Annotated in this window: 18 protein-coding genes; 10 read left to right on the top strand and 8 right to left on the bottom strand. The window is 73.7% G+C overall.

Going from position 1 to position 25,301, the window contains the following annotated elements:
- Positions 1–28: 28 nt before the first annotated feature.
- Complete coding sequence (locus UIS43_RS12545; RefSeq protein ID WP_358169002.1) at positions 29–985, bottom strand: YbhN family protein; 957 nt, start codon at positions 983–985, stop codon at positions 29–31.
- A 388-nt stretch (positions 986–1,373) separates the two neighbouring features.
- Between UIS43_RS12545 and UIS43_RS12540 the strand changes: the two genes are divergently transcribed.
- Complete coding sequence (locus tag UIS43_RS12540; RefSeq protein WP_117199140.1) at positions 1,374–4,001, top strand: bifunctional FO biosynthesis protein CofGH; 2,628 nt, start codon at positions 1,374–1,376, stop codon at positions 3,999–4,001.
- Between the two features lie 150 nt (positions 4,002–4,151).
- Here the strand turns inward: UIS43_RS12540 and UIS43_RS12535 are convergent, their stop codons facing one another.
- The 4 genes from UIS43_RS12535 to cofD form a co-directional block, all read right to left on the bottom strand.
- A complete protein-coding gene (locus UIS43_RS12535) occupies positions 4,152–5,414 on the bottom strand; it encodes a glycosyl hydrolase family 18 protein (protein ID WP_071622674.1) in 1,263 nt (420 codons plus the stop codon).
- A 335-nt stretch (positions 5,415–5,749) separates the two neighbouring features.
- The gene (locus UIS43_RS12530) at positions 5,750–7,333 is read right to left on the bottom strand and encodes a Na+/H+ antiporter (RefSeq protein ID WP_013154774.1); all 1,584 of its coding nucleotides are present in this window, start codon (positions 7,331–7,333) and stop codon (positions 5,750–5,752) included.
- Between the two features lie 266 nt (positions 7,334–7,599).
- Positions 7,600–8,895 (bottom strand): coenzyme F420-0:L-glutamate ligase, encoded by a 1,296-nt coding sequence (locus UIS43_RS12525; RefSeq protein ID WP_013154773.1) that lies wholly within the window; start codon positions 8,893–8,895, stop codon positions 7,600–7,602.
- Positions 8,892–9,881 (bottom strand): 2-phospho-L-lactate transferase, encoded by a 990-nt coding sequence (cofD, locus tag UIS43_RS12520; protein WP_013154772.1) that lies wholly within the window; start codon positions 9,879–9,881, stop codon positions 8,892–8,894. Before cofD ends, UIS43_RS12525 begins: the two co-directional genes overlap by 4 nt.
- Before the next feature lie 240 nt (positions 9,882–10,121).
- On the opposite strand from cofD, the gene UIS43_RS12515 reads away from it, so the two are divergent.
- The 4 genes from UIS43_RS12515 to UIS43_RS12500 all read left to right on the top strand — a co-directional run bounded on the left by UIS43_RS12515 (position 10,122) and on the right by UIS43_RS12500 (position 17,674).
- Positions 10,122–11,426, top strand: a complete 1,305-nt coding sequence (locus tag UIS43_RS12515; RefSeq protein ID WP_370013184.1) for a hypothetical protein — start codon at positions 10,122–10,124, stop codon at positions 11,424–11,426.
- A 238-nt stretch (positions 11,427–11,664) separates the two neighbouring features.
- Complete coding sequence (locus tag UIS43_RS12510) at positions 11,665–11,952, top strand: WhiB family transcriptional regulator (protein WP_013154770.1); 288 nt, start codon at positions 11,665–11,667, stop codon at positions 11,950–11,952.
- Between the two features lie 418 nt (positions 11,953–12,370).
- On the top strand, positions 12,371–15,784 hold the full coding sequence (locus UIS43_RS12505) for a glycosyltransferase family 2 protein (RefSeq protein WP_013154769.1): 3,414 nt from the start codon (positions 12,371–12,373) through the stop codon (positions 15,782–15,784).
- Between the two features lie 246 nt (positions 15,785–16,030).
- A complete protein-coding gene (locus UIS43_RS12500) occupies positions 16,031–17,674 on the top strand; it encodes a DUF5719 family protein (RefSeq protein WP_370013183.1) in 1,644 nt (547 codons plus the stop codon).
- A gap of 59 nt (positions 17,675–17,733) precedes the next feature.
- Here the strand turns inward: UIS43_RS12500 and UIS43_RS12495 are convergent, their stop codons facing one another.
- The gene (locus UIS43_RS12495) at positions 17,734–18,129 is read right to left on the bottom strand and encodes a metallopeptidase family protein (RefSeq protein WP_013154767.1); all 396 of its coding nucleotides are present in this window, start codon (positions 18,127–18,129) and stop codon (positions 17,734–17,736) included.
- Between the two features lie 271 nt (positions 18,130–18,400).
- Here UIS43_RS12495 and UIS43_RS12490 point away from each other — a divergent pair, with 271 nt between their 5' ends.
- From UIS43_RS12490 to UIS43_RS12475, 4 genes are all read left to right on the top strand, one after another.
- Positions 18,401–18,802 carry a DUF3499 domain-containing protein gene (locus tag UIS43_RS12490; protein WP_026338144.1) on the top strand — a complete coding sequence of 134 codons (402 nt, stop codon included), beginning with the start codon at positions 18,401–18,403 and terminating at the stop codon, positions 18,800–18,802.
- Positions 18,803–18,953: 151 nt separating this feature from the next.
- The gene (locus UIS43_RS12485; RefSeq protein ID WP_117199306.1) at positions 18,954–20,315 is read left to right on the top strand and encodes a phosphomannomutase/phosphoglucomutase; all 1,362 of its coding nucleotides are present in this window, start codon (positions 18,954–18,956) and stop codon (positions 20,313–20,315) included.
- 49 nt (positions 20,316–20,364) lie between these two features.
- Entirely contained in the window at positions 20,365–20,541 is a 177-nt protein-coding gene (locus tag UIS43_RS12480) for a Trm112 family protein (RefSeq protein ID WP_013154764.1), read from the top strand.
- A 141-nt stretch (positions 20,542–20,682) separates the two neighbouring features.
- A complete protein-coding gene (locus UIS43_RS12475; RefSeq protein ID WP_370013182.1) occupies positions 20,683–22,050 on the top strand; it encodes a protein kinase in 1,368 nt (455 codons plus the stop codon).
- Positions 22,051–22,077: 27 nt separating this feature from the next.
- Here the strand turns inward: UIS43_RS12475 and UIS43_RS12470 are convergent, their stop codons facing one another.
- Both UIS43_RS12470 and UIS43_RS12465 read right to left on the bottom strand, forming a co-directional pair.
- Positions 22,078–23,223, bottom strand: a complete 1,146-nt coding sequence (locus UIS43_RS12470) for a hypothetical protein (RefSeq protein WP_041552854.1) — start codon at positions 23,221–23,223, stop codon at positions 22,078–22,080.
- A 95-nt stretch (positions 23,224–23,318) separates the two neighbouring features.
- Positions 23,319–23,729, bottom strand: a complete 411-nt coding sequence (locus UIS43_RS12465) for a MerR family transcriptional regulator (protein WP_013154761.1) — start codon at positions 23,727–23,729, stop codon at positions 23,319–23,321.
- Positions 23,730–23,857: 128 nt separating this feature from the next.
- On the opposite strand from UIS43_RS12465, the gene ahcY reads away from it, so the two are divergent.
- Positions 23,858–25,294 (top strand): adenosylhomocysteinase, encoded by a 1,437-nt coding sequence (gene ahcY / locus UIS43_RS12460; protein ID WP_013154760.1) that lies wholly within the window; start codon positions 23,858–23,860, stop codon positions 25,292–25,294.
- Positions 25,295–25,301: the final 7 nt, after the last annotated feature.

Raw genomic sequence — 25,301 nt, 5'->3', positions numbered from 1 at the left:
GACCGGCCGGGGAACGGGACGACGCCCGTCAGGGACGCGGTCCGGGCACGGCCTCCGATCCCGGCACGGCACGCCGGGACAGCAGCACCGACAACCCCGCCCAGGCCACGTCCGCCACGGTCATCACCAGCCGCGACAGCACCGCCACCACCAGCGCGGCCCCGGCGTCCACCACCGGTGACAGCGCCACCACCAGCACCGCCTCGCGCACCCCCAGGCCCGCCGGGGCGAACACCACCAGCAGCCCCAGCGTCCACGCCAGCGCGTAGGCGCCCACCGCCGGACCGAGCGACCGCAGCGCCTCGCCGCCCACCGCCCAGGTCAGCAGCCACACGTGCAGGCCCAGGGGCACCCACGCCACCAGGGTCCACCCCACGGCCGCGGCCATGGACCTCCCGCGCACGTCCAGGGGCCCGGCCTCGGCGACCTCGCGGAACCGGGCGAAGGGGCGGGCCGCCAGCCGGATCCCCCAGCCGACCACGCGCGGGTGCAGCGCGGCGAGCAGCACGGGCGCCAGCGCCAGCGCCCACCACCAGCGGCGGGCCGCCTCCGCCGACGACAGCGGCAGGGCCACCGCCGCGACCGCCAGACCGGCCGCGACCGTCACCCCCACCGCGAGCAGGGTCGCCGCCGCACCGCGCGTGCGCGGCACGTTCCAGTCCCGGGCCAGCTCCACCTGGGCCACGAAGGCCCACACCGAACCCGGCAGGTACTTGCCGAGCTGTCCCACGAACATGACGCGGGCCGCCGTGCGGCGGGGCAGGGGGGAGCCCATCCCGGCCAGCAGCGCACGCCAGGCGAGCATCTGCGCGGTGAGCCCCGCCATGCCCGTCAGCGCCGCCGCGGGCAGCACCCACAGGGGCAGCGCCGCCGCGGCGTCCCGGGCCTGTGCCCAGTTCGCGCGCAGGGCCAGTCCCACGCACACGCACACCACCAGCAACAGCGCCAACCGCACCCACGGGCTACTGCGCAGCCGACTCAGCACGTGGCCTCCCTCCCGTACGTGCCGACCCTACGCCGCCCGCGCACCCGCCGGCCCCCCGTGGACGTTGCGGACAGAGGCCCGCCCACGCCGCAGTGCCCAGCCCCGCGGACGTACCGGACCGGCACCTGCGTCCGCGTCTCGCGCTCCGCCTCCCGGCCGCTGCGGGCGTTCCGGCCCAGCGGGTCCGTCCACGCCGTCCCAGCCATCGTGGACTCCCGGACCAGTGGCCCACAACGTGCACTCCTGGACCACAGACCCCACCACGCCCCGAGGCCCCTCCCGCACTCCCGACCAGCGGCGGAACCCGGCGGTGACGCCCCGCACACATCCGGTGCCACCGGTGGTGCGTCCGCGCGCGCGAAAGGAGCGGGGCGTAGGGTTGCGCCCTATGAGTGGTGCGAACGACCCGGCCCCCGTCCCCTCCCCGACCCCGTCCGCCATGCGCAGGGCCCTGGCCCGCGCCCGGGACGGCAAGACCCTCGACGTCACCGAGGCAGAGGTACTCCTGCACGCCAGGGGCGAGGACCTGGACGTCCTCCTCGAACACGCCGGAAGGGTGCGCGACGCCGGGCTGGAGGCCGCGGGCCGCCCCGGGGTCGTCACCTACAGCCGCAAGGTGTTCGTCCCCCTGACCCGCCTGTGCCGCGACCGCTGCCACTACTGCACGTTCGCCACGGTGCCCGGCCGCCTCGACGCCCCGTTCCTGTCGCCCGACGAGGTCCTGGACATCGCCCGGCGGGGCGCCGGGATGGGCTGCAAGGAGGCCCTGTTCACGCTCGGCGACCGGCCCGAGGACCGCTGGAAGCAGGCCGCCGAGTGGCTCAACGCCCACGGCTACGACGACACCCTGTCCTACGTGCGGGCCATGGCCATCATGGTGCTGGAGGAGACCGGCCTGCTCCCGCACCTGAACCCGGGCGTGCTCACCTGGGCCGACCTCCAGCGCCTCAAGCCCGTCGCCCCCTCCATGGGGATGATGCTGGAGACCACCTCCACCCGGCTGTTCACCGAGAAGGGCCAGGCCCACTACGGCAGCCCGGACAAGGACCCGGCGGTACGGCTGCGCGTGCTGGAGGACGCCGGGCGCTCCAGCGTCCCCTTCACCACCGGCATCCTCCTGGGCATCGGTGAGAACACCGCCGAGCGCGCCGAGTCGATCTTCGCGATGCGCGGCGCCTCGCGGCGCTACGGCGGCGTCCAGGAGGTCATCGTGCAGAACTTCCGCGCCAAGCCCGCGACCGCGATGATGCACCGGCCCGACGCCGAACGCGAGGAGATGGCCGCCGCCATCGCCGTCACCCGCCTGGTCATGGGGCCCAGGGCGCACGTGCAGGCGCCGCCCAACCTCATCGGCGCCGAGCACGGGGGCGTGGACGAGTACGGGCTGATGCTGCGCGCGGGGATCGACGACTGGGGCGGGGTCTCCCCGCTCACCCCCGACCACGTCAACCCGGAGCGGCCCTGGCCGCAGATCGACGACCTCGCCGCGCGCACCGCCGCCCACGGCTTCGCCCTGCGCGAGCGGCTCACCGTCTACCCCGAGTACGTCCTGGCCGGGGAGCCCTGGCTGGACCCGCGCGTGGCCGGGCACGTGGCCGCCCTCGCCGACCCCGAGACCGGCCTGGCCCGCGAGGACGCGCCCGTGGTGGGCCGCCCCTGGCAGGAGCCCGAGGCGGTGCTGGTCTCCTCCGGCCGCACCGACCTGCACACGGGGATCGACGCCGAGGGGCGCACCGCCGACCGCCGCGGCGACTTCGACGCCGTCTACGGGGACTGGGACGAGCTGCGCTCCGGCGTGGACCGCGAGGGGGCCGTGCCGCGCAGGTTCGACCCCGACATCGCGGCGGCCCTGCGCAGCGCCGAGTCCGACCCCGCGGGGCTGTCCGACGACGCGGCGCTCGCCCTGCTGCACGCCGACGGGGCCGAGCTGGAGGCGCTGACCGACCTGGCCGACCGGGTGCGCCGGGACGCGGTCGGCGACGACGTCACCTACGTCGTGACCAGGAACATCAACTTCACCAACGTCTGCTACACCGGCTGCCGCTTCTGCGCGTTCGCCCAGCGCCGCACCGACGCCGACGCCTACACGCTCTCCCTGGAGCAGGTCGCCGACCGCGCCGAGGAGGCCTGGAAGGCCGGGGCGACCGAGGTGTGCATGCAGGGCGGCATCCACCCGGACCTGCCCGGCACCGCCTACTTCGACATCGCCGCCGCCGTGCGCGAGCGCGTCCCGGACATGCACGTCCACGCGTTCAGCCCGATGGAGGTGGTCAACGGGGCGGCGCGCACCAACCTGCCGGTCCGCGAGTGGCTGCTGCGCGCCCGCGAGGCCGGGCTCGGCTCCGTGCCGGGCACCGCCGCCGAGATCCTCGACGACGAGGTCCGCTGGATCCTCACCAAGGGCAAGCTGCCCGCGGCCGAGTGGATCGACGTCATCACGTCCGCGCACGACCTGGGCATCCCCACCACGTCCACGATGATGTACGGGCACGTGGACTCGCCCAGGCACTGGGTGGCGCACATCAAGCTGCTGCGCTCCCTCCAGGAGCGGTCGGTGGAGCGCAACGGCCGCCGGGGGTTCACCGAGTTCGTCCTGCTGCCGTTCGTGCACACCAACGCGCCCATCTACCTGGCCGGGCTGGCCCGCACCGGGCCGACGGTCCGGGAGAACCGCGCCGTGCACGCCCTGGCCCGCCTGCTGCTGCACGGGCACATCGACAACATCCAGTGCTCGTGGGTCAAGCTCGCCGAGGACACCTGCCGCCAGCTGCTCTCGGGCGGGGTGAACGACGTCGGCGGCACCCTGATGGAGGAGACCATCAGCCGGATGGCCGGGTCGGGCCAGGGGTCGTTCAAGACCATCAGCGACATCCGCGCCCTGGTCGAGCCGACGGGCCGCCCCGTCCGCCAGCGCACCACGGCCTACGGTCCGGTGCCGCAGGAGCGCCAGCGCGCGGCCGAGGCCAGCGACGGCGTGGCCCCCAGCGTCCGGCGCCCCTCGCTGCCGCTGGTCTAGACGCCGGAGGAGGGGGTGAAGCGCCGGGGGACGGCGCTTCACCCCCTCCTCGTGGGGGCCGGCGGCCCGTCACCCGTGGGGAGCGTGTGACGGGCCGCCGGGGAGCCGCGTGTGACGGAAGGGGTGGGGGCCCTCCCACGCGGCCTCGGGTCAGCAGGTGCCGACGAGCCTCCAGACGCCCCACTCGCCGGTGGTGCCCGGCTCCTCGCCGCGGGTCCACCACTGGGCGCGGTATTCCGAGCCCTCGTGGGAGACCACGTCGCCGCCGGTGTAGACGCTGTCGGCCGTCCAGGCCGCGGCGGTGCAGTCGCCGGGCTGCTCGGTGGGCTCCTCGGTCGGCTCCTCGGTGGGCCCGCCGCCGTTGCCGGGGCCGGTGGCCAGGCGCGCCGAGATGGTCTCGGCGAAGGCGTAGCCGCTGGTGGCGTCCCAGTTGATGGACCAGGTCATCACACCGCCGATGGGGCCGTACGGGGCGGCGGGGGAGAAGGAGCCGCAGTCGGTCCCGGCCTCCAGGCAGTCCAGGGCGCGCACGACCTGGCCGGGCGCCATGTACCCGCCCCCGGCGGCGGACTGCACGGCGGGCAGCCCGAGGCCCACCTGGTCCGGGCTCAGCCCCATCTCCAGCTGGATGCAGGCCAGCGCGGCGACGAAGTCCGGGGTGCCCTGGTGGTACACCTGGTCGTCGCACCCCAGCATCGAGCCGGAGTTGTAGTACTGCATGTTGACGATGGTGAGGATGTCGGAGATGTCCGACGCCAGCTTGTAGTACTCCCGGTCGGGGCTCTGGAAGTCGATGGTCTGCGGCGCCATCGTGATGATCAGGTCCGACCCGGCCCGGCCGCTCAGGTCGTGCAGGGCCTGGGACATGTACTGCGCGTTGATGCCGTGCTCCAGGTCGATGTCGACCCCGTCGAAGCCGTAGTCCTGCATCAGCTGGTACACGGTGTCGGCGAAGTTGCCCGCCTGGGTGGCGTTGGTGACGTCCACGTGGCCGCGCTCGCCGCCCACGGAGATGATGACCTTGCGGCCCTCGGCCTGGATGGCCGCGATGTCGTCGCGGAACTGCTGGTCGGTGTAGCCGCCCAGCTCGCCGCTGGCCAGGTTGAACGTGATTCCGCCGTCGAGGGTGGGGTGGTTGTCGGCGAAGGCGACGGCCACCAGGTTGTACTCGGAGGGGATCTCCGACAGCGGCATCACGGTGGAGCCGTTGTTGAAGTTGTGCCAGTACCCGGTGAGCCACTGGCCGGTCTGCTGGACCTGGGCTGAGTCGCTGTCGGACACGGTCTCGACCTCGGCGGGAGCGGGGGAGAGCTGGCTGAAACCGGCGAGGAGTCCGGCGGTCAGGAGGGCGAGGGCGCCGGTCAGCGCGGCCTTCGCGGCCCTGGGGGCCTTCCTGAGGCGGTGTTCGGGCATCGGGGGTTGCTCCTGTCGTCGAGCGGGGGTGACGAAGGGGCTCTGTGAGCCGCTAATTGTTAGGAAACTTTAAAGTTGTCACGCGGCTGCGTCAACGAAAACGGTAAGGAAAGTTTGTAGTTTTTCTGGGAGCCTCAGCGCTTTCCTCAAGCCTCAAAAGCCTCTTCAGTACCAGGAGGGGCGACCGACGCGTCCACCGCTCGTCACAGTCCGTGCTCGCCCGCGCGGACGTTCGCGCCCCGCGGGCTCTGGTTCCCACACATTCACACGCGGCGTGCGCAGCGGTCCCGGAGGCCCCGCCCCCACGGAGAAGGCGGCCCCGGCCGCCCCGCGACTCACGAACCGTACGGACCCGCCCCCGTGTCCCGGATGTCCAGGTCCCGGCTCATCTCCTGGAACACGGCGTGGTCGATGTCGCCCTCCCGGTACATCGACACCAGCGCGTCCCTGCGCGCCTGCGTGATCTGCGCGTGCACGGCCCTGCCGCTGTCCACCCGTTCACGCGCCCGCCCGTCCGCGGCGTCCATCAGCCCCCGCACCTGCGAGACGCGCCGCGTGTACACCGCGCGCAGCGAGTCGGCGGTGCGGTCGTCCACCTCGCCCTCCCGCAGCAGCTCGTCCACCTTGCTCAGCGCCGCGCAGCTCATCTGCTCGTCCGCCCGCAGGAACTCCATCCGCCGCGCGCCCTCGCGCGCCATGCCCAGCTTGCGCAGCAGCAGCGGCAGCGTCATCCCCTGCCCCACCAGCGTCCCGAGCACCACGACCCCCGCCACGAACACCAGCGCGCCCCGCTCGGTGAACGGCTCGCCGCCCAGCGCAGCGGGCAGGGACAGGGCTATCGCCAGCGACACCGCCCCGCGCATCCCGCTCCACCCGACGACCAACCGCTCCCGCAGGTCGGCGCCCTCCAGTTTCGAGAACGGCGGGATCCGGTGCAGCGGGATCACCACCAGCATCAGCCCCATGCGCAGGGCGACCGCCGTGGCCGTCGTCGCCAGCGCCACCCACACCAGGTCCAGGAAGGCGAACTGGTCCCGCACCGCCGTGACCACCGAGTCCAGCTGCAACCCCAGCACCACGAACAGCATCGACTCCAACAGCCCCACGAGGGCGCCCCAGATCGTCTGCCCGTTCACCCGCACCCGCGGCGGCAGCAGCCCCTCACCGCGCGTGCCCAGGTAGAAACCGGCGACCACCGCCGCCAGCACCCCGGAGAACCCCGCCATCTCCGCCGGGATGTAGGCCGCGAACGGCGTGATCAGCACGACCATCAGCTGGAGGGACGGATCCCGCATGCGGGTCCGCGACCACGACACCGCCAGGGCCACCACGGCGCCGTAGACCAGGCCGCCCGCCACGACCTTCACCAGCTCGACCAGGCCCTCCTCGGGCGTGAGCGGGTGCACCATGGCGGTCACGGCCAGGCTGAACAGGGTCAGCGCGACCCCGTCGTTGATGAGGGACTCGCCCTCCAGGAGGGTCAGCACCCGGCGCGGGGTGCCCACCCGCTTGAGGATCGCCGAGGCCGCCACGGCGTCCGTCGGCGCGACGGCGGCGCCCAGGGCGATCGCCGCGGGCCACCCCACCGACGGCATCAGCAGGTGGACGATCCCCGCCAGGCCGAAGGCCGTCAGCAGCGTCACCCCCACCGCCATCACCACGATGGGGCGCGCCAGCTCGCGCATGTCCTTGGGCGAGGAGAAGAACGCGGCGTTGTAGATCAGCGGGGGCAGGAACACCAGCAGGATGACCTGGGGGGAGATCGACAGCGAGTGCAGCCAGGGCACGAGCCCCAGGAGCATGCCCAGCAGCACCAGCACGACCGCGCCCGGCACCCGCAGCCGCCCCGCGACCAGTCGGCCGAAGATCACCGCGACCACGATCACCAGCGTGGCGACCACGTACTCCTCGACGGACACTCCGCACCTCCCCGCCGGCCCCCGCACGCACCAGCATGGCGCTGCCGGGCCCGCCGGTCGCCCTGACGCGCCGGTCGCCGGGGGAGAGGCCCCGGCGACCACCGCGTCACCGGCCGGAGGGGGCGCCGGCCGACGCGTCGCGACCGGTGCCGCCCAGTGTGGTCCCGCACCCGCGGCGGGTCGGGACCGTCCGACCCCGCCACAGGTACGGGACCGACACGAAGGAGGTCCCCTGGTCCACGTCGGCGACGGTCGCGGCCGGTCCGCTAACGCACGGCGACGAAGTCCTCCGGGTCGCGCGGCGGCCTCTCCTTCGGCGCCTCGGCCGCGTGCCCCACGGCCACCGCGCCCATCGGCCGCCACTCCTCGGGCACCTCCAGCACCTCGCGCACCACGTCCGCGCAGAACATGGTCGAGGAGACCCAGGCCGACCCCAGCCCCTCCACGGCCAGCCCCACCAGCAGGTTCTGCACCCCGGCGCCCATCGCCACCAGGAACATCGACCGCTCGGCGTCGGCCCGGCGCGCGTCCGGGTAGGGGTGCGCCCCGTCGGCCACCAGGAAGGGCACCACCAGGTACGGCGCGCCGCGCAGCACGTCGCCGCGCCGCGTGCGCCGGGCGATCTGCTCCTCGCTGAACCCGTCACCGCGCAGGTCCGCCACCCACGCCGCGAGCATCGCGTCCAGCAGCCGCTTGCGCGTGTGCGCCGACTCCACCAGCACGAAGCGCCACGGCGTGGTGTGGTGCGGCGCGGGGGCCGTCACCGCCGCGGCCACCGCCCGCCGCACCGCCGCCGGATCCACCGGCGCGTCGGTGAACGAGCGCACCGTCCGCCGGGCCGGGACCACGTCCCGCGACCCGTACCGGAACAGGTCGGCCTCGGGCGTGCGGATCAGCACCGCCGCCCCAGGACCGTCCTCCTCGGTGACCAGGCCGCCCAGGCCGCTGACCACCGCGACCGGGACACCGTTCGTCTTGCCCTTGACCAGTTCGCCCGCGCCGGCGATCTCGTCGGCCACCGCGTTGACGGTCGCCTCCATGAGGTTGCCGTGGGTGTCGGCGGTGCCGCGCAGGTCCTGCACGGCGGACAGCCCGGCGGCGCCGATGGCCACGTCGGTCTGCCCGATCCGCCACGGCCGCCCGAAGGTGTCGGACACGATCACACCGACGTTCACGCCCAGGCGCTCGCGCAGCCCGGCGCGCAGCGCGCGGGCGGAGGCGTCGGAGTCCTCGGGCAGCAGCAGCACGGTGCCGGGCTCGACGTTGGAGGCGTCCACCCCCGCGGCGGCCATGACCAGCCCCTGCCGGGTCTGCATGATCCCGGTCCTGCCCGTGCGGGCCACCACCCGGACGGTCTCGGAGGCGACGGCCTCCTCCCGGTCCATACGGCGGGCGCGGCCCTCGGCCTTGCTCACGATCTTGGAGGTGACCACGAGGATGTCCCCGTCGGCCAGCGCGGTCCCGGAGGCGGCCACCGCCTCGGCGACCAGGGCCGACAGGTCGTCGCCCGACCGCACCTCGGGGATGCCGCCGAGCCCGCGCACGCGCAGTTCGGTGCTCACTCGCCGCCTCCCCGCCTCTGCGCCAGCTCCACGGCCAGGTCCACGGCCGCCCGTGCGAGCGCCTCGGTGGCGGCGGGGTCGCTCATGTACAGGGGACGCGAGCGCACCTCGATCCCCTCCACCTCGGTGCCCGCGTCGGCCTCGTCCACCAGCCAGCCGTCCAGCAGGTCGGCGCCCAGGTGCGCGGCGACCGCGCCCGCGCTGGTCTCCACCCCGATCGCGGTCAGGCAGGCGTCGGCCATGCCGCGCACCGGCGCTCCGCCGATGATGGGGGAGACGCCCACCACGGTCTTGGCCACCATGGCCTCGCGGATCCCGGGGACGCCCAGGACGGAGCCCACGCTGACCACCGGGTTGGACGGGGGCAGGATCACGGCGTCGGCATCGGCGATCGCCTCCAGCACACCGGGTGCGGGCTTGGCCGTCTCGGCGCCGACGCTGACGATCTGTTCGGCGGGCAGCGCCGCGCGGTGCCGGATCCACCACTCCTGGAAGTGGATGGCCCGGCGCCCCCCGCCGTCGTCGACGACCACGTGCGTCTCGACCTGGTCGTCGGTCATCGGCAGCAGCCGCACGCCCGGGCGCCAGCGGTCGCACAGCGCCTCGGTGACCGCCGAGAGGGGGAATCCGGCGGCGAGCATCTGCGTCCGCACGATGTGGGTGGCGGTGTCGCGGTCGCCCAGACCGAACCAGGTGGGCTTCATGCCGTAGGCGGCGAGCTCCTCCTTGACGGTGAAGGACTCGTCGGTCCGGCCCCAGCCCTGCTCCTCGTTGATCCCCCCGCCGAGGGTGTACATCACCGTGTCCAGGTCCGGACAGATTCTCAGCCCGAACAGGGTGATGTCGTCACCGGTGTTGCCGATGACGGTGACGCTGCTGTCTGTGGTGTGCTCTTCGGTGGCCGACGCCACGGTTCCGAGCGCCGCCCTGAGGCCGCGGAGGAACCGCGCGCCGCCGATACCGCCAGCCGGTACGACTATCCGCATGCGTCCAAGTCTGGCAGTCTGGGGGCGTGTATGGGTCGTCTGCCCCGCCGTGGGCATGATCCGTGTGTGACCGTTCCGGTATCGGAGATCCGTGAACTCCGTGGCCGCGGTCGCCATCCCACTCTTCGGCCCCGCCCGGTGTCCCCACATCCATGCCCGGACGCGGTCGATCCACACGTGACAGCCCGACGCCGTTCCCAACGACCCGACGGCGAAGCAGCAGTAGATGGGGAACCTCTCTTGAAGAACGAAACGCTAGAACGCCTGCGCCTTCCGGGGGCCTGGGTCCTGCTTGCAGCCGCGGGCGTGCTCATGCTCTCCGGACTCATCCAGGTGATCGTCCGATCCAGCGGCTGGCGCTCGGAGACGTCCTTCGCCTCGGCCATGTACGACGCGGGCTCCGCCAACTTCTTCGGTGTGACCATCACGATCCTGGTCGCCGTCGCCGTGGCCCTCGTGCTGACCAGCGAAAGGACCAGGGCGGGCGCCTCCCCGGTCGTGCTGACCGCGATGATCATCACCGGTGTGGGCCTGCTGTTCTGCCTGATCACGGTGATCTGCGGCTTCATCGACGCGATCAACATCGGCCACGGCTTCGCCCGGATGCTGGGGACCGTCGCCCAGGGCGCGGTGCTCGGCATCTTCGGCTTCGCCGCGCTCAAGGCCTTCAACGACCCCACCCTGGTCCCCAGGGTGGTGCGGCCGCAGAACGCCTACCCGCAGCAGTTCCCGCCCGCCACCGGCGCGCAGCAGTCCTTCGCCCAGCCGGCCTACCCGGGCCAGCCCGCCGACCCCGCCCAGCAGTACGGCGTGGACCCCGCGCAGCAGGCCTACGGCCAGCAGTACGGGACCGATCCCGTCCAGCAGCAGTACGGGACCGGCGCCCAGCAGTCCTACGGCCAGCAGTACGGCACCGACGCCCCGGCCCAGCAGTACGGGACCGACCCCGTGCAGCAGCAGTACGGCACGGGCGCCCAGCAGGCCTACGGCCAGCAGTACGGCACCGACGCCTCCGGGCAGCAGCCCGTCCAGCAGGGCTACGACGCCTCCCAGCAGTACGGCCAGCAGTACGGGGCGGACCCCGCGCAGCAGGCCTACGGCCAGCAGTACGGCACCGACGCCCCGGCCCAGCAGCAGTACGGCACGGGCGCCCAGCAGTCCTACGGCCAGCAGTACGGCACCGACGCCCCGGGCCAGCAGGCCGCCTACGGCCAGCCGGGCGAGTACGCCTACGACCCGTCCCAGTACGCCCCGCAGAGCACCGAGCAGCAGCCCGCCTCCGGCGAGCAGGCCGCCCAGGACGCGATCCAGTACGGCTGGTACCAGGGCGCTGACCAGGGGCAGCAGGCGCAGGACACCCCCGCCGACAGCAATCTTGATCCTTTCTTTAACTCCGGTGAGAACAACGGCAACCAGACGCCCGGCCAGGGCGGCGGATCGTACGGAGGGCAGTACGGAGCGGGCACCGGATACGGCTCTGACCAGCAGGGACAGGGCGGAACCGGTGACCAGCAGGGGTGGTACGGCGGCGAGGACAAGCGCTGACCCGGCTCCGTCGGCCCGCGCTCCCCACCGCCTCGGAAGGTCGTGAATTGCGTGGTAATCCGCAGAACGGACATCACCGGGCTGCCGTTGGCGGTTCGTTACATGATATTCAGTGGATTACCACGCAGGGCGCTTGACTCTCAGCAAGCGACCCACGTGTAATTTCAAGGTGGGATTCCACCCGGCCCGGGGGACGAAAAGGGCCGGGGACATCTATGGGGGGCAACAGGAGGTGCGCATGAGCGAGGTCATCCCGCTGGCGCACGGCTCGGATGAGGATCTGGGCTGGCAGGAGCGTGCCCTGTGCGCGCAGACCGACCCGGAGGCGTTCTTCCCCGAGAAGGGCGGCTCGACGCGGGAAGCCAAGAAGGTCTGCCAGTCGTGCGAGGTACGCGCGGAGTGCCTGGAATACGCGCTGGAGCACGATGAGCGCTTCGGCATCTGGGGGGGACTCTCCGAACGCGAGCGCCGCAGGCTGAAGAAAGCCGCCGGGGGAGATTTCGATTTCCTGGCGGAGATGCTGTAGGGCCGCGTGTGAGACGCGCGTCCGGGCCGCGAGCCCGGGCGCGCGTTTTTCATGTTCGGCCCCTTCCCCGGCGCACGGCGATTGTGTCCGCGGCCCGGCCGGGGGCTGTAATGCCCGGATATGCCGGTCCCTATTCGGATGTGTGTTCGAATGGAGCCTTCCCGTCGCGGTGTGAATGCTCCGATATGGTCGGCCGCAGCGGCGTGTGACGAATAGGCCCGTAATGGTGGCGGGTGGCGTAGGGTGATGTCCCGCGCGGGCCCTGTCCGGCCCCACGAGGTCACGAGGGCCGCGGTCGGCCGTGACGTCCCGCGCGCGGACCGCGTCCGGAGCGCGGTCGCGCCCGTCGGCCCCGCCCGGCCGGACCCGCGGACCCGATCGGGGCCGCGCCCCCTCCCGGAGAGAACCCACCACAGCCGTGCCTGACCAGGATTTCGCCCGACACGTCGTCACCGCGGTCATCGTCTCCCACGACGGCTCCCGCTGGCTGCCCGAGACGATGCAGGCGCTGCGCGGCCAGTCCTGGCCCGTGCAGCGGGCCGTCGCCGCCGACACCGGCAGCACCGACGACAGCGCCGAGGTCCTGGCCCGGTTCCTGCCCGCCGACGCCGTCGTGGAGCTGCCCGCCGACACCGGGTACGGCGACGCCGTCCGCGCCGCCCTGGAACTGCCGCGCTCCACCAGCGCCGTACGCGGCTTCGATGAGGACGCCACCGAGTGGATCTGGCTCATCCACGACGACCTCACCCCGGACCGGGACGCCCTCGCCCACCTGCTGGACGCCGCCGACCAGGACCCCCGCGCCGCCGTCCTGGGCCCCAAGCTGCGCGATTGGTTCGACCGCCGCCTCCTGGTGGAGGCGGGCGTGACCATCGACGGCGCGGGCCGCCGCGAGACCGGCCTGGAGCAGCGCGAGTTCGACCACGGCCAGCACGACGGCACACGCCAGGTCCTGGCGGTCTCCAGCGCGGGCATGCTCGTGCGCCGCGACGTGTGGGACCGCCTCGGCGGCTTCGACCCCTCCCTGCCGCTGTTCCGCGACGACATCGACTTCTGCTGGCGGGTGGGCGGCGCCGGACTGCGCGCCGTCCTCGTCACCGACGCGGTCGCCTACCACGCCGAGGCCTCCGCCCGGCGCCGCCGGCCCATCTCCGCCACCCGCAACCACCCGCGCCGGGTGGACCGCCGCCACGCCGTCTTCGTGCTGCTGGCCAACCTGCCCCTGGGCGGCATGGTGGCCGCGCTGCTGCGCAACTCCGTGGCCTCGCTGCTGCGGGTGGTGGGGTACCTGCTCATCAAGCAGCCCGCCAACGCCCTGGACGAGGCCGCCGCGATCACCCTGGTCTACCTGCGGCCGCTCCGGCTGATGCGCGCCCGCTTCCGGCGCCGCCGCGACCGCCGCCGCACCTACAGCGCCATCCGGCCCTTCCTCGCGCGCGGCGTGGCCATGCGCCAGGTCCACGACGTGCTCACCGGGATCCTGTCCGGGGAGCCCGTGCGCAACACCCCCGGCCGTCACCAGGCCGTCACCGCGCCGCCCGCCGCCGAGGACGAGGACGAGATCCCCACGGACACCGCCGGCTTCGTGCGCAGCGTGCTCCTGCGGCCCGGGGTGCTGCTGGTCCTGGCCCTGGCCGCGGTGGCCCTCGTCGCCGAGCGCTCCCTGCTCCTGGGCGACCTCCTGGCGGGCGGCGCCCTGCCCCCGGTCGCGGGCGGCGCGGGCGACCTGTGGAACCTGTACCTGTCCGGCAGCCCCGACAGCGGGCTCGGCGCGGCCGACCCCGTCCCGCCCTACGTCGGACTGCTCGCCCTGCTGTCCACGCTCACCCTGGGCAAGCCCTGGCTGGCCGTCACGATCGTCCTGCTGGGCTGCGTGCCCCTGTCCGGGCTGACCGCCTACCTGCTCGCCCGCGAGGTGCTGGGCTTTCGCCCCGCACGCCTGTGGACGGCCGCGGCCTACGCGCTGCTGCCGGCGGCCACCGGCGCGGTCGCCCAGGGCCGCCTGGGCACCGCCCTGGTCCACGTCCTGCTGCCGGTGCTGGGACTGCTGCTGGTGCGGCTGGTGTCGATGCCGCCCAAGCCCTCGCGCCGAGCGGCCTGGGGAGTGGGCCTGGTCCTGACGGTCGCCACCGCGTTCGTGCCGATGGTGTGGCTCCTGTCGCTGGTCACCGGCGTGCTGGTGGCCGTCGCCTTCGGCCACCTCGGCCGCCGGATCTACGTCAGCGTCGCGCTGGGCCTGGCCGTCCCGCTCGTGCTGCTGATGCCGTGGACGCTCGAACTGCTCCTGCACCCCAGCCTGTGGCTGCTGGAGGCGGGACTGCACCGCCCCGAGCTGTCGGCGCCGGGCCCGACCCCGCAGGAACTGCTCATGCTCTCGCCGGGCGGCCCCGGGACACCGCCGTTCTGGGTCACGGCCGGGTTCGCCGTGGCCGCGCTGTGCTCCCTGCTGCTGCTCCGCAACCGGATGCTGGCCGCGGCGGGGTGGTCGCTCGCCCTGTTCGGGATCCTCGTGGCCGTCCTGACCAGCCGGGTGGTCGTCGAGCCCTACTACGGCGGCCCCCCGGCGCCGGTCTGGCCCGGGGTCGCCCTGACCTTCGCCGCCACGGCGGTGCTGCTGTCGGCGGCGACCGCCGCGCGCTCCTTCGGCGACATGGTGCGCCTGGGCGGGCCCAGGCGGGTCTTCGCGCTCGCCGTGGGACTGCTCGCCCTGGCGACCCCCGTCTGCGCCGCGGGCGTGTGGATGTGGGAGGGCGTGCGGGGGCCGGTCACCGCGCACGCCGAACCCGTCGTCCCCGGCGCGCTGACCGGGGCCGGGACCGTCGAGGGCGGCGGGTCCGACGGGGCGGGGACCCGGCCGCGCACCCTCGTGGTCACCGCCGACGGTGAGGGCGGCGTGGACTACCTGGTCGTGCGCGGACGCGAACCCCGTCTGGGCGAGGAGCACCTCGTGCCCGAGAGCGGGATCCGCGGGGCGATGGACCGGGCCGTGGCCGAACTCACCGTCGGCCAGGGCGGCGACCAGATGTACACCCTGGCCGACTTCGGCATCCAGTACGTGCTCTACCCGCGCCCGCGGATCAGCGGGCCCGCCGACGTCACCATGGTCGACACCCTGGACGGCACACCGGGGCTGGAGCGGCAGTCGCTGTCGCGCCACTACGCGCTCTGGCGGCTGGCCGCCCCCACCGGCGCGCTGCGGGTGGTCTCCGAGGACGGCGTCGAAGCCGAGGTCCTCGCGGTGCGCGGGGACGCGGACGAGGTGAGCGCCCCGGTCCCCGAGGGCGGCACCGGGCGGCGGCTCGCCCTGGCCGAGGCCGCAGACAGCGGCTGGCGCGCCAGCCTGGACGGCGTCGAACTGGACCCCGTCCCCACCCAGAACGGAACCCAGGCCTGGGCGCTGCCCGTGGAGGGCGGCGACCTGCGCGTCTGGCACACCGACTACGTCCACGCGGCCTGGCTGCTCACGCAGGGGGTCCTGCTCACGGTGGTCGCGGTCCTCGCCGCGCCGGGTGTGCGGACCGAGGAGGAGGCGCGGCTGATCGAGGCCACGCCCACACCCCGCCCGCGGCGGCCGGAGCGGCTGCGGCGCTCGGGGAGGTCCCGGGCGTCCTCGCGCCGGGGCTCACGCGCCAGGCCCGGCCGGTCGCGGCCCGGCGGTGAGGACCCCGGCGTGCGCGCGGACGGGGACGCCGGAGCGGACGCGCCGGAGGACGGCGTCCCGCCCGGTTCCGCGTCCGAGGAGGACACCGGCACGCTGCCCGCCGTGCGGGGCGGGGGCCGCCGCCGGGGCACCCGCGGCGTGCGCAGGGGGGAGCGGCGCCGTGGCCGGTGACCGCGGGAGGAGAGCGCGCCGGGGGAGCCCGGAGGGCGGTGTGCGGACGGCGGCCCCGCGGCCGGGGGCGACGGGGGAGCGCCCGGGGCCGTCGCCGGTCCCGGGAACGGCGTACCCGGCAACGGCGGCCCCGGGAACGGTGTGCCGGGCGGGGGCGCCGCGCCGGGGATCAGCAGACGAGGACACCGGGACGGCCGGGCCGATCAGGCCCGCCAGGCGTCCGGCACCGAGCGGGAGGACCAGACCGTGCGACTGATCGTGGAGAACAGGTTCGCGCTGTTCGGGCTGGTCTCGCTGGCTTTGGCCGCGCTGTTCGGCGTCGCGTTCGCGACCGGGCCGATCACCGCGGAGCTGGGCGTCACCGCCCCCGGGACCGTGCGGCCCGACCACGCGGTGCGGGTGTGCCCCGCCCCGCACGAGTCGGGGGACAGCTCCGTGGCCGCGTTCGCTCCGAGGGTGAGCCGCGACGACGAGGGCGAGCTGTGGGCCGAGTCGGTTCCCGAGGCCCCCGAGGAGGACGCCGAGGACACCGGGGACGACGAGACCGGTGGGGACGGCGGGAACGAGGAGGACTCCGGGAACGGTGAGGCCGGTGGGGGCGGCGGCGCGGACGGTGCCCGGGGCGGCACCGTCGGCGAGGAGCTGACCGAGCCCGGCCGCGTGTGGAACACCGACACCGCCGGGACCGAAGCCCCCACCGCCGTGCGCGCCGAGGGCTCCCTGGCCTCCGGACTCGACACCGCCCAGACCACCCTCTCCGACGGCTCGGCCACCGAGGTCCGCTGCCTCGAACCCTCCGTCGGAACCTGGTTCGCCCTCCCCGGAGGCGACGGCATCGAGGGCATGCGACTCGACGCGCTCACCGTGCACCTGGCCAACCCCGAGGACTCCCGGGCCACGGTCAGCGTGGACGTCTACACCGAGGGCGGCCCCTCCTCCTCCGAGGAGAGCAGGGGCATCGCCCTGCCCGCGGGGACGGCGACCGAGCTGGACCTGACCGGACTGGTCGGCGGAACCAGCGCCGTCGGAGTCCACGTGCGCACGAGCACGGGACGGGTCGCGGCCTCCCTGCTCGCCGAGCACTCCTCCGGCACCGCCGACTGGGTCCCGCCCACGGCCGCGCCCGCCCGGGAGCACGTGATCCCCGGCGTTCCCGGCGGCGACGGCCGTCGCCGCCTGCACGTGGCCGCGCCGGGCGACGAGCCCGTCCAGGTGCGCGTGTACACCGTCACCCCGGCCCCGGAGGCCGGGACGGACGAGACGCGGGAGGAGGACGGGGAGGCGCAGGGCGCCACCGCCGACGACCCGCTGACCTTCAGCGTGCCCCCGGCCGCCTCCGCCTGGCTCAGCCTGGAGACCGTCCTGGCCGGGGAGCCCGGCGCGGTCGTGGTGCGGGCGGACGCGCCCGTGGTCGCCGGTGTCGCCGCCGAGGCGGTGACCGGGGAGGGGGACGACGTCGAGGTGGTCGAGGCGGCCCACACCTCAGCGGTGCCGCCGCTCGGCTTCCCGCTGGACACCACCGCGGTCCTGCCCGACGTCCCCGAGGGCGCCGACACCGAGCTGCTCCTGACCGCCGTCGGGGGCGACGCCACCCTCATGGCCACCCCCATCGGCGCCGACGCCACCCAGGGCGACGCCGTGCGCGTGCGGGTCGCCGCCGGGACCACCACCGTGTTCGGCGGGGACGACGGCTGGCAGGCGCCTCCGGGCACCGCGCCCGAGGACGGCTACGCGGTCCGCCTGGAGGTCCTGGACGGTTCCGAGCCCGTCCACGTCGCCCGCGTGCTGCGCGGCGGCGGGGGCGGGCTGGGTGTGCTGCCGGTGACGCCCGCGCCGGTGCGGATCGAACTCCCGGTGGTACGCGACAGCATGGTGGGGGCGGTCCCCTAGCCGAGCTGGCCGGGGGCCGACGCGTCCGGGCGGCCCCGACGGGTCCCGGGCCGGCCCGGTCAGCCCTCGGGGTCCACCGACTCCGGTTCCACGCCGAGCAGGTTGGCGACCTCCTCGACGACCGTCTCGTGGACGAGGAGGGCCATCTCCTCCGGATCCTTCGTCCGGATCTCCACCGGACGCCGGTACACCACGATTCTGGCCCGGCCGGAGGGATCGGTCTCCAGGCGGGAGAAGGGGATCGCCTCGGTCAGGGGGCCGCGGGGCTCGACAGGGGGGACGTCCTCCACGAGGAAGTCGACATTGGCCAGCTCCCGCGCCCACAGGCGTTCGAGGCGTTCGACGGCGTCCAGGACAAGGTCGTCGAAGGCCTGCGCCCGGCTACGGAAAACCGGCAGGTCAGAGGGCACGAGAGGACCGCGGATGCCTCGGCCGCGGCGGTCCCGGCGCCGCACTCGGTCTGGTTGGCCACTGGAAAGGCGCACTCGTCGCACACTTCGAGACTAAGCCATCGCGGGCCCCGCGCGTAGTCCCTCCCGAGGCGAAAGCGCTCACTCGCCCGAGGAACGGGCCGCCGGACGGTGACGGGGGGCGGGTCGGAGGGGGTGCGCCGACCCCCTGGAGAGCGTCGGAGGGCGGCGCGCGGAGCCCGCGGACGAGCGCGAACGGGCCAGCTCATGGAACGATGCTGGCGTGTCCCTCAGTAAAGGCATACAGTCGAACGCTGTGAGCCCTGTTCGACGCTGCTCCCGTACCGCCTGCAGACAGCCTGCCGTCTTCACGCTCACGTACGTCTACGCGGACTCGACGGCCGTCCTCGGCCCGCTCGCCGCCTACGTGGAACCGCACTGCTACGACCTCTGCGCCGTGCACGCCGACCGGCTGACGGCACCGCGCGGCTGGGAGGTCGTCCGACTCCCGGTCGAGACGACGGGCGGCGGCCCGGGCAGCGACGACCTGGAGGCCCTCGCCGACGCCGTACGTGAGGCGGCCCGCCCGCCTGCCCGCAAGGACCCCTCCGACGAGATCGGCGAGGGGACCGGGACGCTGCGCCGGGGGCACCTGCGCGTGGTCAGATCCGATCCGGGGCGCGGCGAACAGCAGCCCCCCCGGCACTCCGGCGGGTAGACGACGCCGCCCCCGCCGCGGCGGGGAGCCGGCCCGGGCCCGAACCGGCGGTGGTGCGGGGGTTCACGGGGACGCCTTGCTAGTTTTGTACCGCGCGCGGCCCGGCCGCGCGGGACCGAACCCAAGCAGAACCGACCTGGCCGGAGAAGACGTGGCTGACCTCGCAAGCATCTTCAAGGCATACGACGTGCGGGGCGTGATCCCCGACACCTTCAACGCCGACATCGCGCGGGCGATCGGAGCGGCCTTCGCCCGTGTGGTCGGCGGGGAGGCCGTGGTGGTCTCCCACGACATGCGCCCCTCCTCGCCCGAGCTGGCCACCGCCTTCGCCGAGGGCGTCACCGGCCAGGGCCTGGACGTGGTCTTCGCCGGGCTCGGCTCCACCGACCTGCTCTACTACGGTTCGGGCCACCTGGACCTGCCCGGCGCCATGTTCACCGCCAGCCACAACCCCGCCGAGTACAACGGCATCAAGATGTGCCGGGCCGGGGCCGCGCCCATCAGCGGCGAGACGGGCCTGGACGAGATCCGCCGCCTGGCCGAGGAGATCCTGGAGGGGGGAGCGCCCGCCCACGACGGCCCCGCGGGAACGGTCACGCACCGCGACCTGCTGGCGGGGTACGCGGACTACCTGCGCGAACTGGTCGACCTCTCGGGCATCCGCCCGCTCAGGGTCGCGGTGGACGCGGGCAACGGCATGGGCGGCCACACGGTCCCCGCCGTCCTGGAGGGCCTGCCGCTGGAGGTCGTCCCCCTCTACTTCGAGCTGGACGGCACCTTCCCCAACCACCCGGCCAACCCCCTGGACCCCGACAACCTGGTGGACCTCCAGGCGAAGGTCCGCGAGACCGGCGCCGACATCGGCCTGGCCTTCGACGGGGACGCCGACCGCTGCTTCGTCGTGGACGAGAACGGCGACGCCGTTCCGCCCTCGGCCGTCACCGCCCTGGTGGCCGCCCAGGAGCTGGAGCGCGAGCCGGGCGCCACGATCATCCACAACCTCATCACCTCCAAGGCCGTGCCCGAGATCGTCCGCGAGAACGGCGGCAAGCCCGTCCGCACCCGGGTCGGGCACTCCTTCATCAAGGCCACCATGGCCGAGACGGGCGCGATCTTCGGCGGGGAGCACTCCGCCCACTACTACTTCCGCGACTTCTGGCGCGCCGACACCGGTATGCTCGCCGCGATGCACGTCCTGCGGGTGCTGGGCAACGACGACCGCCCCCTCTCCCGGATCGCCGAGGCCTACTCGCGCTACGCCGGGTCCGGGGAGGTCAACTCCAAGGTCGCCGACGCCCCCGGGCGGATGGCCGCGGTACGCGAGGCCTTCGCCGGGCGGGACGGCGTCACCGTCGACGAACTCGACGGCCTGACCGTCTCCCTCCCCGACGGGTCGTGGTTCAACGTGCGCGCCTCCAACACCGAACCGCTGCTGCGGCTCAACGTCGAGGCCCCCGACGAGGCGTCCATGGCCGGTCTGCGCGACGAGGTCCTGGCCATCGTCCGCGCCTGACCAGGCATCATGGGGGCAGAGGGACACCCCACTGCAGAGGAACGAGGACATGAGCACGAAGATCGACGGCTGGCTGCTGGAGATCCTGGCCTGCCCGCAGAGCCAGGCCCCGCTGCGCCACGACCCCGAGACCGACGAGCTGGTCTGCGACGAGAGCGGCCTGGCCTACCCCATCCGGGACGGCATCCCGGTCCTGCTGGTCGACGAGGCGCGAAAAATCGGGTGAGACCGGGAACGCCCCGGGCGTTCCAGCAGTCATAACGGTTGCGCCGGGGTAACGGGGCACGACGGGACGCACCACCGCGTTCCCCACAACCCGTACCCTGGTGCTGCGCGCCCCCTCACCCCTATCTCCCGGAGGACACCGATGCCCGGTCCCGAACCGCTACTGCCGAGCGACCCCTCCTCGTTCGGCGAGTACAGCGTGACAGGGCGGCTGGGCAAGGGCGGCCAGGGGATCGTCTACCTCGCCGAGGACTCCGGCGGCGAGCAGTACGCGGTCAAGGTCCTCAACGACCAGTGGTCGCGCGACAGCGACCTGCGCAAGCGGTTCGAGAAGGAGGTCCGGGCGGCGCAGAAGGTCGCCTCCTTCTGCACCGCCGCGATCATCGACGCCCGGCTCGACGGCGACCCGCCCTACGTGGTCAGCGAGTTCGTGCCGGGCAAGGACCTCCAGGAGACCATCGCCAAGGGCGCCACCCAGAAGGGCTCCACCCTCCAGCGGCTCGCCATCACCACCGCCACCGCCCTGGTCGCCATCCACAAGGCGGGCATCGTCCACCGCGACTTCAAGCCCGGCAACGTGCTGATCGGCCCGGACGGCCCCCGCGTCATCGACTTCGGCATCGCCCGGATCGACGACGGCACCGCCACCATGACCAACTCGATCGTCGGTACGCCCTCCTACATGGCGCCGGAGCAGATCGAGGGCCGCGACATCACCGACAAGTGCGACATCTTCGCCTGGGGCTGCGTCATCGCCTTCGCCTCCACCGGGAGGGCGCCGTTCGGCTCCGACACCGTCCCGGCGGTCGTCCACCGCGTGGTCAGCGCGCCCCCGGACCTGACCGGCATGGACGAGGCCCTGCGCCCCATCGTCGAGTCCTGCCTGGACAAGAACCCGGACAACCGGCCCAACGCCCAGACGCTCCTCATGCGCCTGCTGGGCCACGAGGGCCCCGAGGCCTCCGGCCCCTCCACCGACGACGCCGTCAAGCAGGGCGAGCAGATCGCCCAGACCGGCCTGTTCACCGGCGCCCAGATGCCCTACCGGCCGCACACCGGGCCGCAGCAGCCGCACACGGGCCCCCAGCAGCCGCACAGCGGCCCGCAGGCGGGCGCCGCGGGGTACGCGCAGCCCGGCGCCGCCAACCCCCGTCCGGGCATGCCGGGGCACCCCATGGGCTCCGACCCCCGCCACGGCTTCGTCCACCCCGGCACCTCCAACCCCAGGCCCGGAATCCCCGGCCACCCGGGCACGTCCAACCCGCGCCCGGGCGCCCCCGCCTACCCGCCCCCGCCGCCCGGCATGCCCCACGGCCTGCACGTGGGCGCCAACCCCATGGCCACGGGCATGAACCCCAACCAGACCTACGCCCGCCCCGGCGCGCAGCAGCCCATGCCGCGCCCCGTCGAGCAGAACTCGGTGCTCCAGCAGAGCTGGGTGATCCCGGCGGTGCTCATCACCATCGTGATCCTGCTGCTGGTGCTGCTCCTGCTGGCCATCAGCGGCTGACCCCCGGCCACCGGCGGCGCTGACCGCTCAGACCCGGGTGAGCTCGTTCATGGCCCGGGACACGGCCTCGTCCACGAGGTCGCGCACCTGGGGCCAGCGGTCGTCCACACAGTCCGTGGGCATCACGGTCACGCTGTCGGCGCCGGACATGCCCAGCGCGTCGCGCGCCCCCTCCGGGGTGGTCAGGCGCGCGTCCGCGGTGACCGCGAGCACCCCCGTCCGGGGACGGCCCACCTCCTGGACCACCACGAACAGCGTCAGGGACGCCCCGCCCACCGTCAGCTCCAGCGCCGTCCACCAGTGCGCGGCCCCCGGCGTGAGCAGGTTGCGGACCACCACCTCCGAGGCGGTGCCGGGCTCGGAGTCGTCCGAACCGCCCGAGTACACCGACGTGCGCGCCGCGGGGTCCAGCGCCCGCAGGATCATGGCCAGCGAGCTCCGGCGCGAGCGCACGTAGTCCAGGACGCGGCGGCGCGTCACCGCCGCCAGCGGCGACACGGGGGAGCGGGGTTCGGGGACGTGCTCGGGGGTCCAGCTCAGCTCGTCGAGCAGCGTGCCGGTCACCAGGCGCGCGAAGTGGCGGACCATCCCGGCCAGGCGCTCGTCGGCGTCGCGCCCGCTCCACGGCGGCGCCAGGGGGTCGGGCAGCAGCGGCGGGAAGTCCGCCCGCCGCAGCACCAGGGACGCCAGCAGCCACGGCAGCGCCCACGCGTGCGTGCCCCCGGGGCGCTCGGGGTCCAGCTCGGCCAGCACCGCCACGGCCTCGGCGTAGGTCTGGGCGGCGCGCACCACCGGATGGGCGGGCACCGAGGCGGCCCGCGCCAGACGCAGCGCCTGCTCGGAGTCCACGGGGCGCTGGGGAGAGCGCGCGGGGCAGTCCTCGGGCAGGTTCCTGGCGCGCTCGGCCAGCTCCAGGACGAACGCGGCGGTCAACTGACGCCCGGAGGCCCCGTCCGCCGCGGCGGAGACCACCAGCTCCTCCAGGGCGGGCCCGCCGCCCAGCGCCCGCACCCGGCGGCCGGTCAGCTCGCGCCGCGCCGCGTCCCTGGCCCGCCGGGGCTGGCTCTGCCGGTGCTGGGCCCAGATGGCCCGCAGCCGGTCGACGTCCATGAGGTCCTCGCGCACCAGGGCCGGAATCCGGTCCAGGTCCGCACCGCAACGTAGGGTATCCACGTGTCTTCCGTAGCCAGTGGACAGTTGGCCAAAACCTGTCTCGGGCCCCGACCTGTGGCCGCTACCGGACGCGTCGGAGCGTAAACCGGGAGTGTTCAGGGGCGGCGGCCGTGCAGCAGCCGCATCGCCTTCTGCTTCTCGAAGTCCAGCGCGCGGGCGGGCGCCGCGGCGAGCCTGCCCAGGCGCTCCCCGTGCGAGCGCACCCGCGCCAGCACCTCGGGCTCGGCCAGCACCCGCAGGGCGAAGGCCAGCGCGGCGGGCGGGATGTCGAACTCGCGCTCCAGCTCCAGGCCCACCGCGATCGTGCGCAGGTCCTCCTCCGTGAACCGGCGGTGCCGGTGCCCGCGCCCGGTGGGCTGCTCCTGGGTACGGGGCAGCAGGCCCAGGCCCTCGCGGTAGCGCAGCATCCGCGCGGTGGTGCCCACACGGTCGGCGGCCGCGGAGATCGGCACGGGGCCGCGCGGCCGGAGGTCGGAGGGGGGCGGGTCGTCGTCGAGGGCGGCCATGCACGCGACCCTAACCGACCCTCCCCACCAAGGAGCGCGAACCTGACGGTGAAATGTCAATTTCGCACGGTGATCCCGGTCGCGGCCCTAGAATCGGGTGCGCCACGACCATCACGAGTGAGGAACGCATGGCTTTCGACTTCAAGGTCGCCGATCTCTCCCTGGCCGCCTTCGGACGCGACGAGATCCGGCTCGCCGAGCACGAGATGCCCGGCCTCATGGCCACCCGCGCCGAGTACGGGGACAGCAAGCCCCTCCAGGGCGCGCGCATCATGGGCTCGCTGCACATGACCGTCCAGACCGCGGTCCTCATCGAGACCCTGGTCGCACTGGGCGCCGAGGTGCGCTGGGTCAGCTGCAACATCTTCTCCACCCAGGACCACGCCGCCGCCGCGGTCGTCGTCGGCCCCGACGGCACCGCCGAGGACCCCAAGGGTGTGCCGGTCTTCGCCTGGAAGGGCGAGACCCTGGAGGAGTACTGGTGGTGCACCGAGCAGGCGCTGACCTGGCCGGGCGCCGAGGGCCCCAACATGATCCTGGACGACGGCGGCGACGCCACCATGCTCGTCCACAAGGGCGCCGAGTACGAGAAGGCGGGCGCGGTCCCCGACCCCGACAGCGCCGACAGCGAGGAGATGGGCGTCGTGCTGCGCCTGCTCAGCGCCAGCCTGGAGCGCGACAACACCAAGTGGACCCGGATCGCCGAGCGGATCCAGGGCGTCACCGAGGAGACCACCACCGGTGTCCTGCGCCTGTACGAGATGCGCCGCGAGGGCACCCTGGCCTTCCCCGCGATCAACGTCAACGACTCGGTCACCAAGAGCAAGTTCGACAACAAGTACGGCATCCGCCACTCGCTGCCGGACGGCATCATGCGCGCCACCGACGTGCTCATCGGCGGCAAGGTCGCCGTGGTGTGCGGTTACGGCGACGTCGGCAAGGGCGCGGCCGAGGCCCTGCGCGGCCAGGGCGCCCGCGTGGTCGTCACCGAGATCGACCCGATCAACGCCCTCCAGGCCGCCATGGACGGCTACCAGGTCACGCTCCTGGAGGACGTGCTGGAGACCGGTGACATCTTCATCACCACCACCGGCAACTTCAACGTGATCATGGCCGACCAGATCACCCGCATGAAGCACCAGGCGATCGTCGGCAACGTCGGCCACTTCGACAACGAGATCGACATGGCGGGCCTGGCCAGGGTCCCCGGCGTGGTCAAGAAGGAGATCAAGCCGCAGGTCCACGAGTGGACCTTCCCCGACGGCAAGTCCGTCCTGGTGCTCTCCGAGGGCCGCCTGCTCAACCTGGGCAACGCCACCGGCCACCCCAGCTTCGTGATGTCCAACAGCTTCACCAACCAGGTCATCGCGCAGATCGAGCTGTTCACCAAGCCCGACGAGTACCCGACCGACGTGTACACGCTGCCCAAGATCCTCGACGAGAAGGTCGCCCGGCTGCACCTGGACGCGCTCGGCGTCAAGCTGACCCAGCTCACCAAGGAGCAGGCCGCCTACATCGGTGTGGACGTCTCGGGCCCCTTCAAGCCCGACCACTACCGCTACTAGGCAGCAC

The sequence above is a fragment of the Nocardiopsis sp. LDBS0036 genome, assembly GCF_041228755.1.
Lineage (GTDB): Bacteria > Actinomycetota > Actinomycetes > Streptosporangiales > Streptosporangiaceae > Nocardiopsis > Nocardiopsis dassonvillei.
This window is presented reverse-complemented; position numbering and strand designations above follow the sequence as displayed.

Coding starts and splice junctions, on each gene's coding strand:
- UIS43_RS12540 (WP_117199140.1), top strand. CDS start 1,374: ATGAGTGGTGCGAACGACCCGGCCCCCGTCCCCTCCCCGACCCCGTCC.
- UIS43_RS12535 (WP_071622674.1), bottom strand. CDS start 5,414: ATGCCCGAACACCGCCTCAGGAAGGCCCCCAGGGCCGCGAAGGCCGCG.
- cofD (WP_013154772.1), bottom strand. CDS start 9,881: ATGCGGATAGTCGTACCGGCTGGCGGTATCGGCGGCGCGCGGTTCCTC.
- UIS43_RS12510 (WP_013154770.1), top strand. CDS start 11,665: ATGAGCGAGGTCATCCCGCTGGCGCACGGCTCGGATGAGGATCTGGGC.
- UIS43_RS12480 (WP_013154764.1), top strand. CDS start 20,365: ATGAGCACGAAGATCGACGGCTGGCTGCTGGAGATCCTGGCCTGCCCG.
- UIS43_RS12475 (WP_370013182.1), top strand. CDS start 20,683: ATGCCCGGTCCCGAACCGCTACTGCCGAGCGACCCCTCCTCGTTCGGC.
- UIS43_RS12465 (WP_013154761.1), bottom strand. CDS start 23,729: ATGGCCGCCCTCGACGACGACCCGCCCCCCTCCGACCTCCGGCCGCGC.
- ahcY (WP_013154760.1), top strand. CDS start 23,858: ATGGCTTTCGACTTCAAGGTCGCCGATCTCTCCCTGGCCGCCTTCGGA.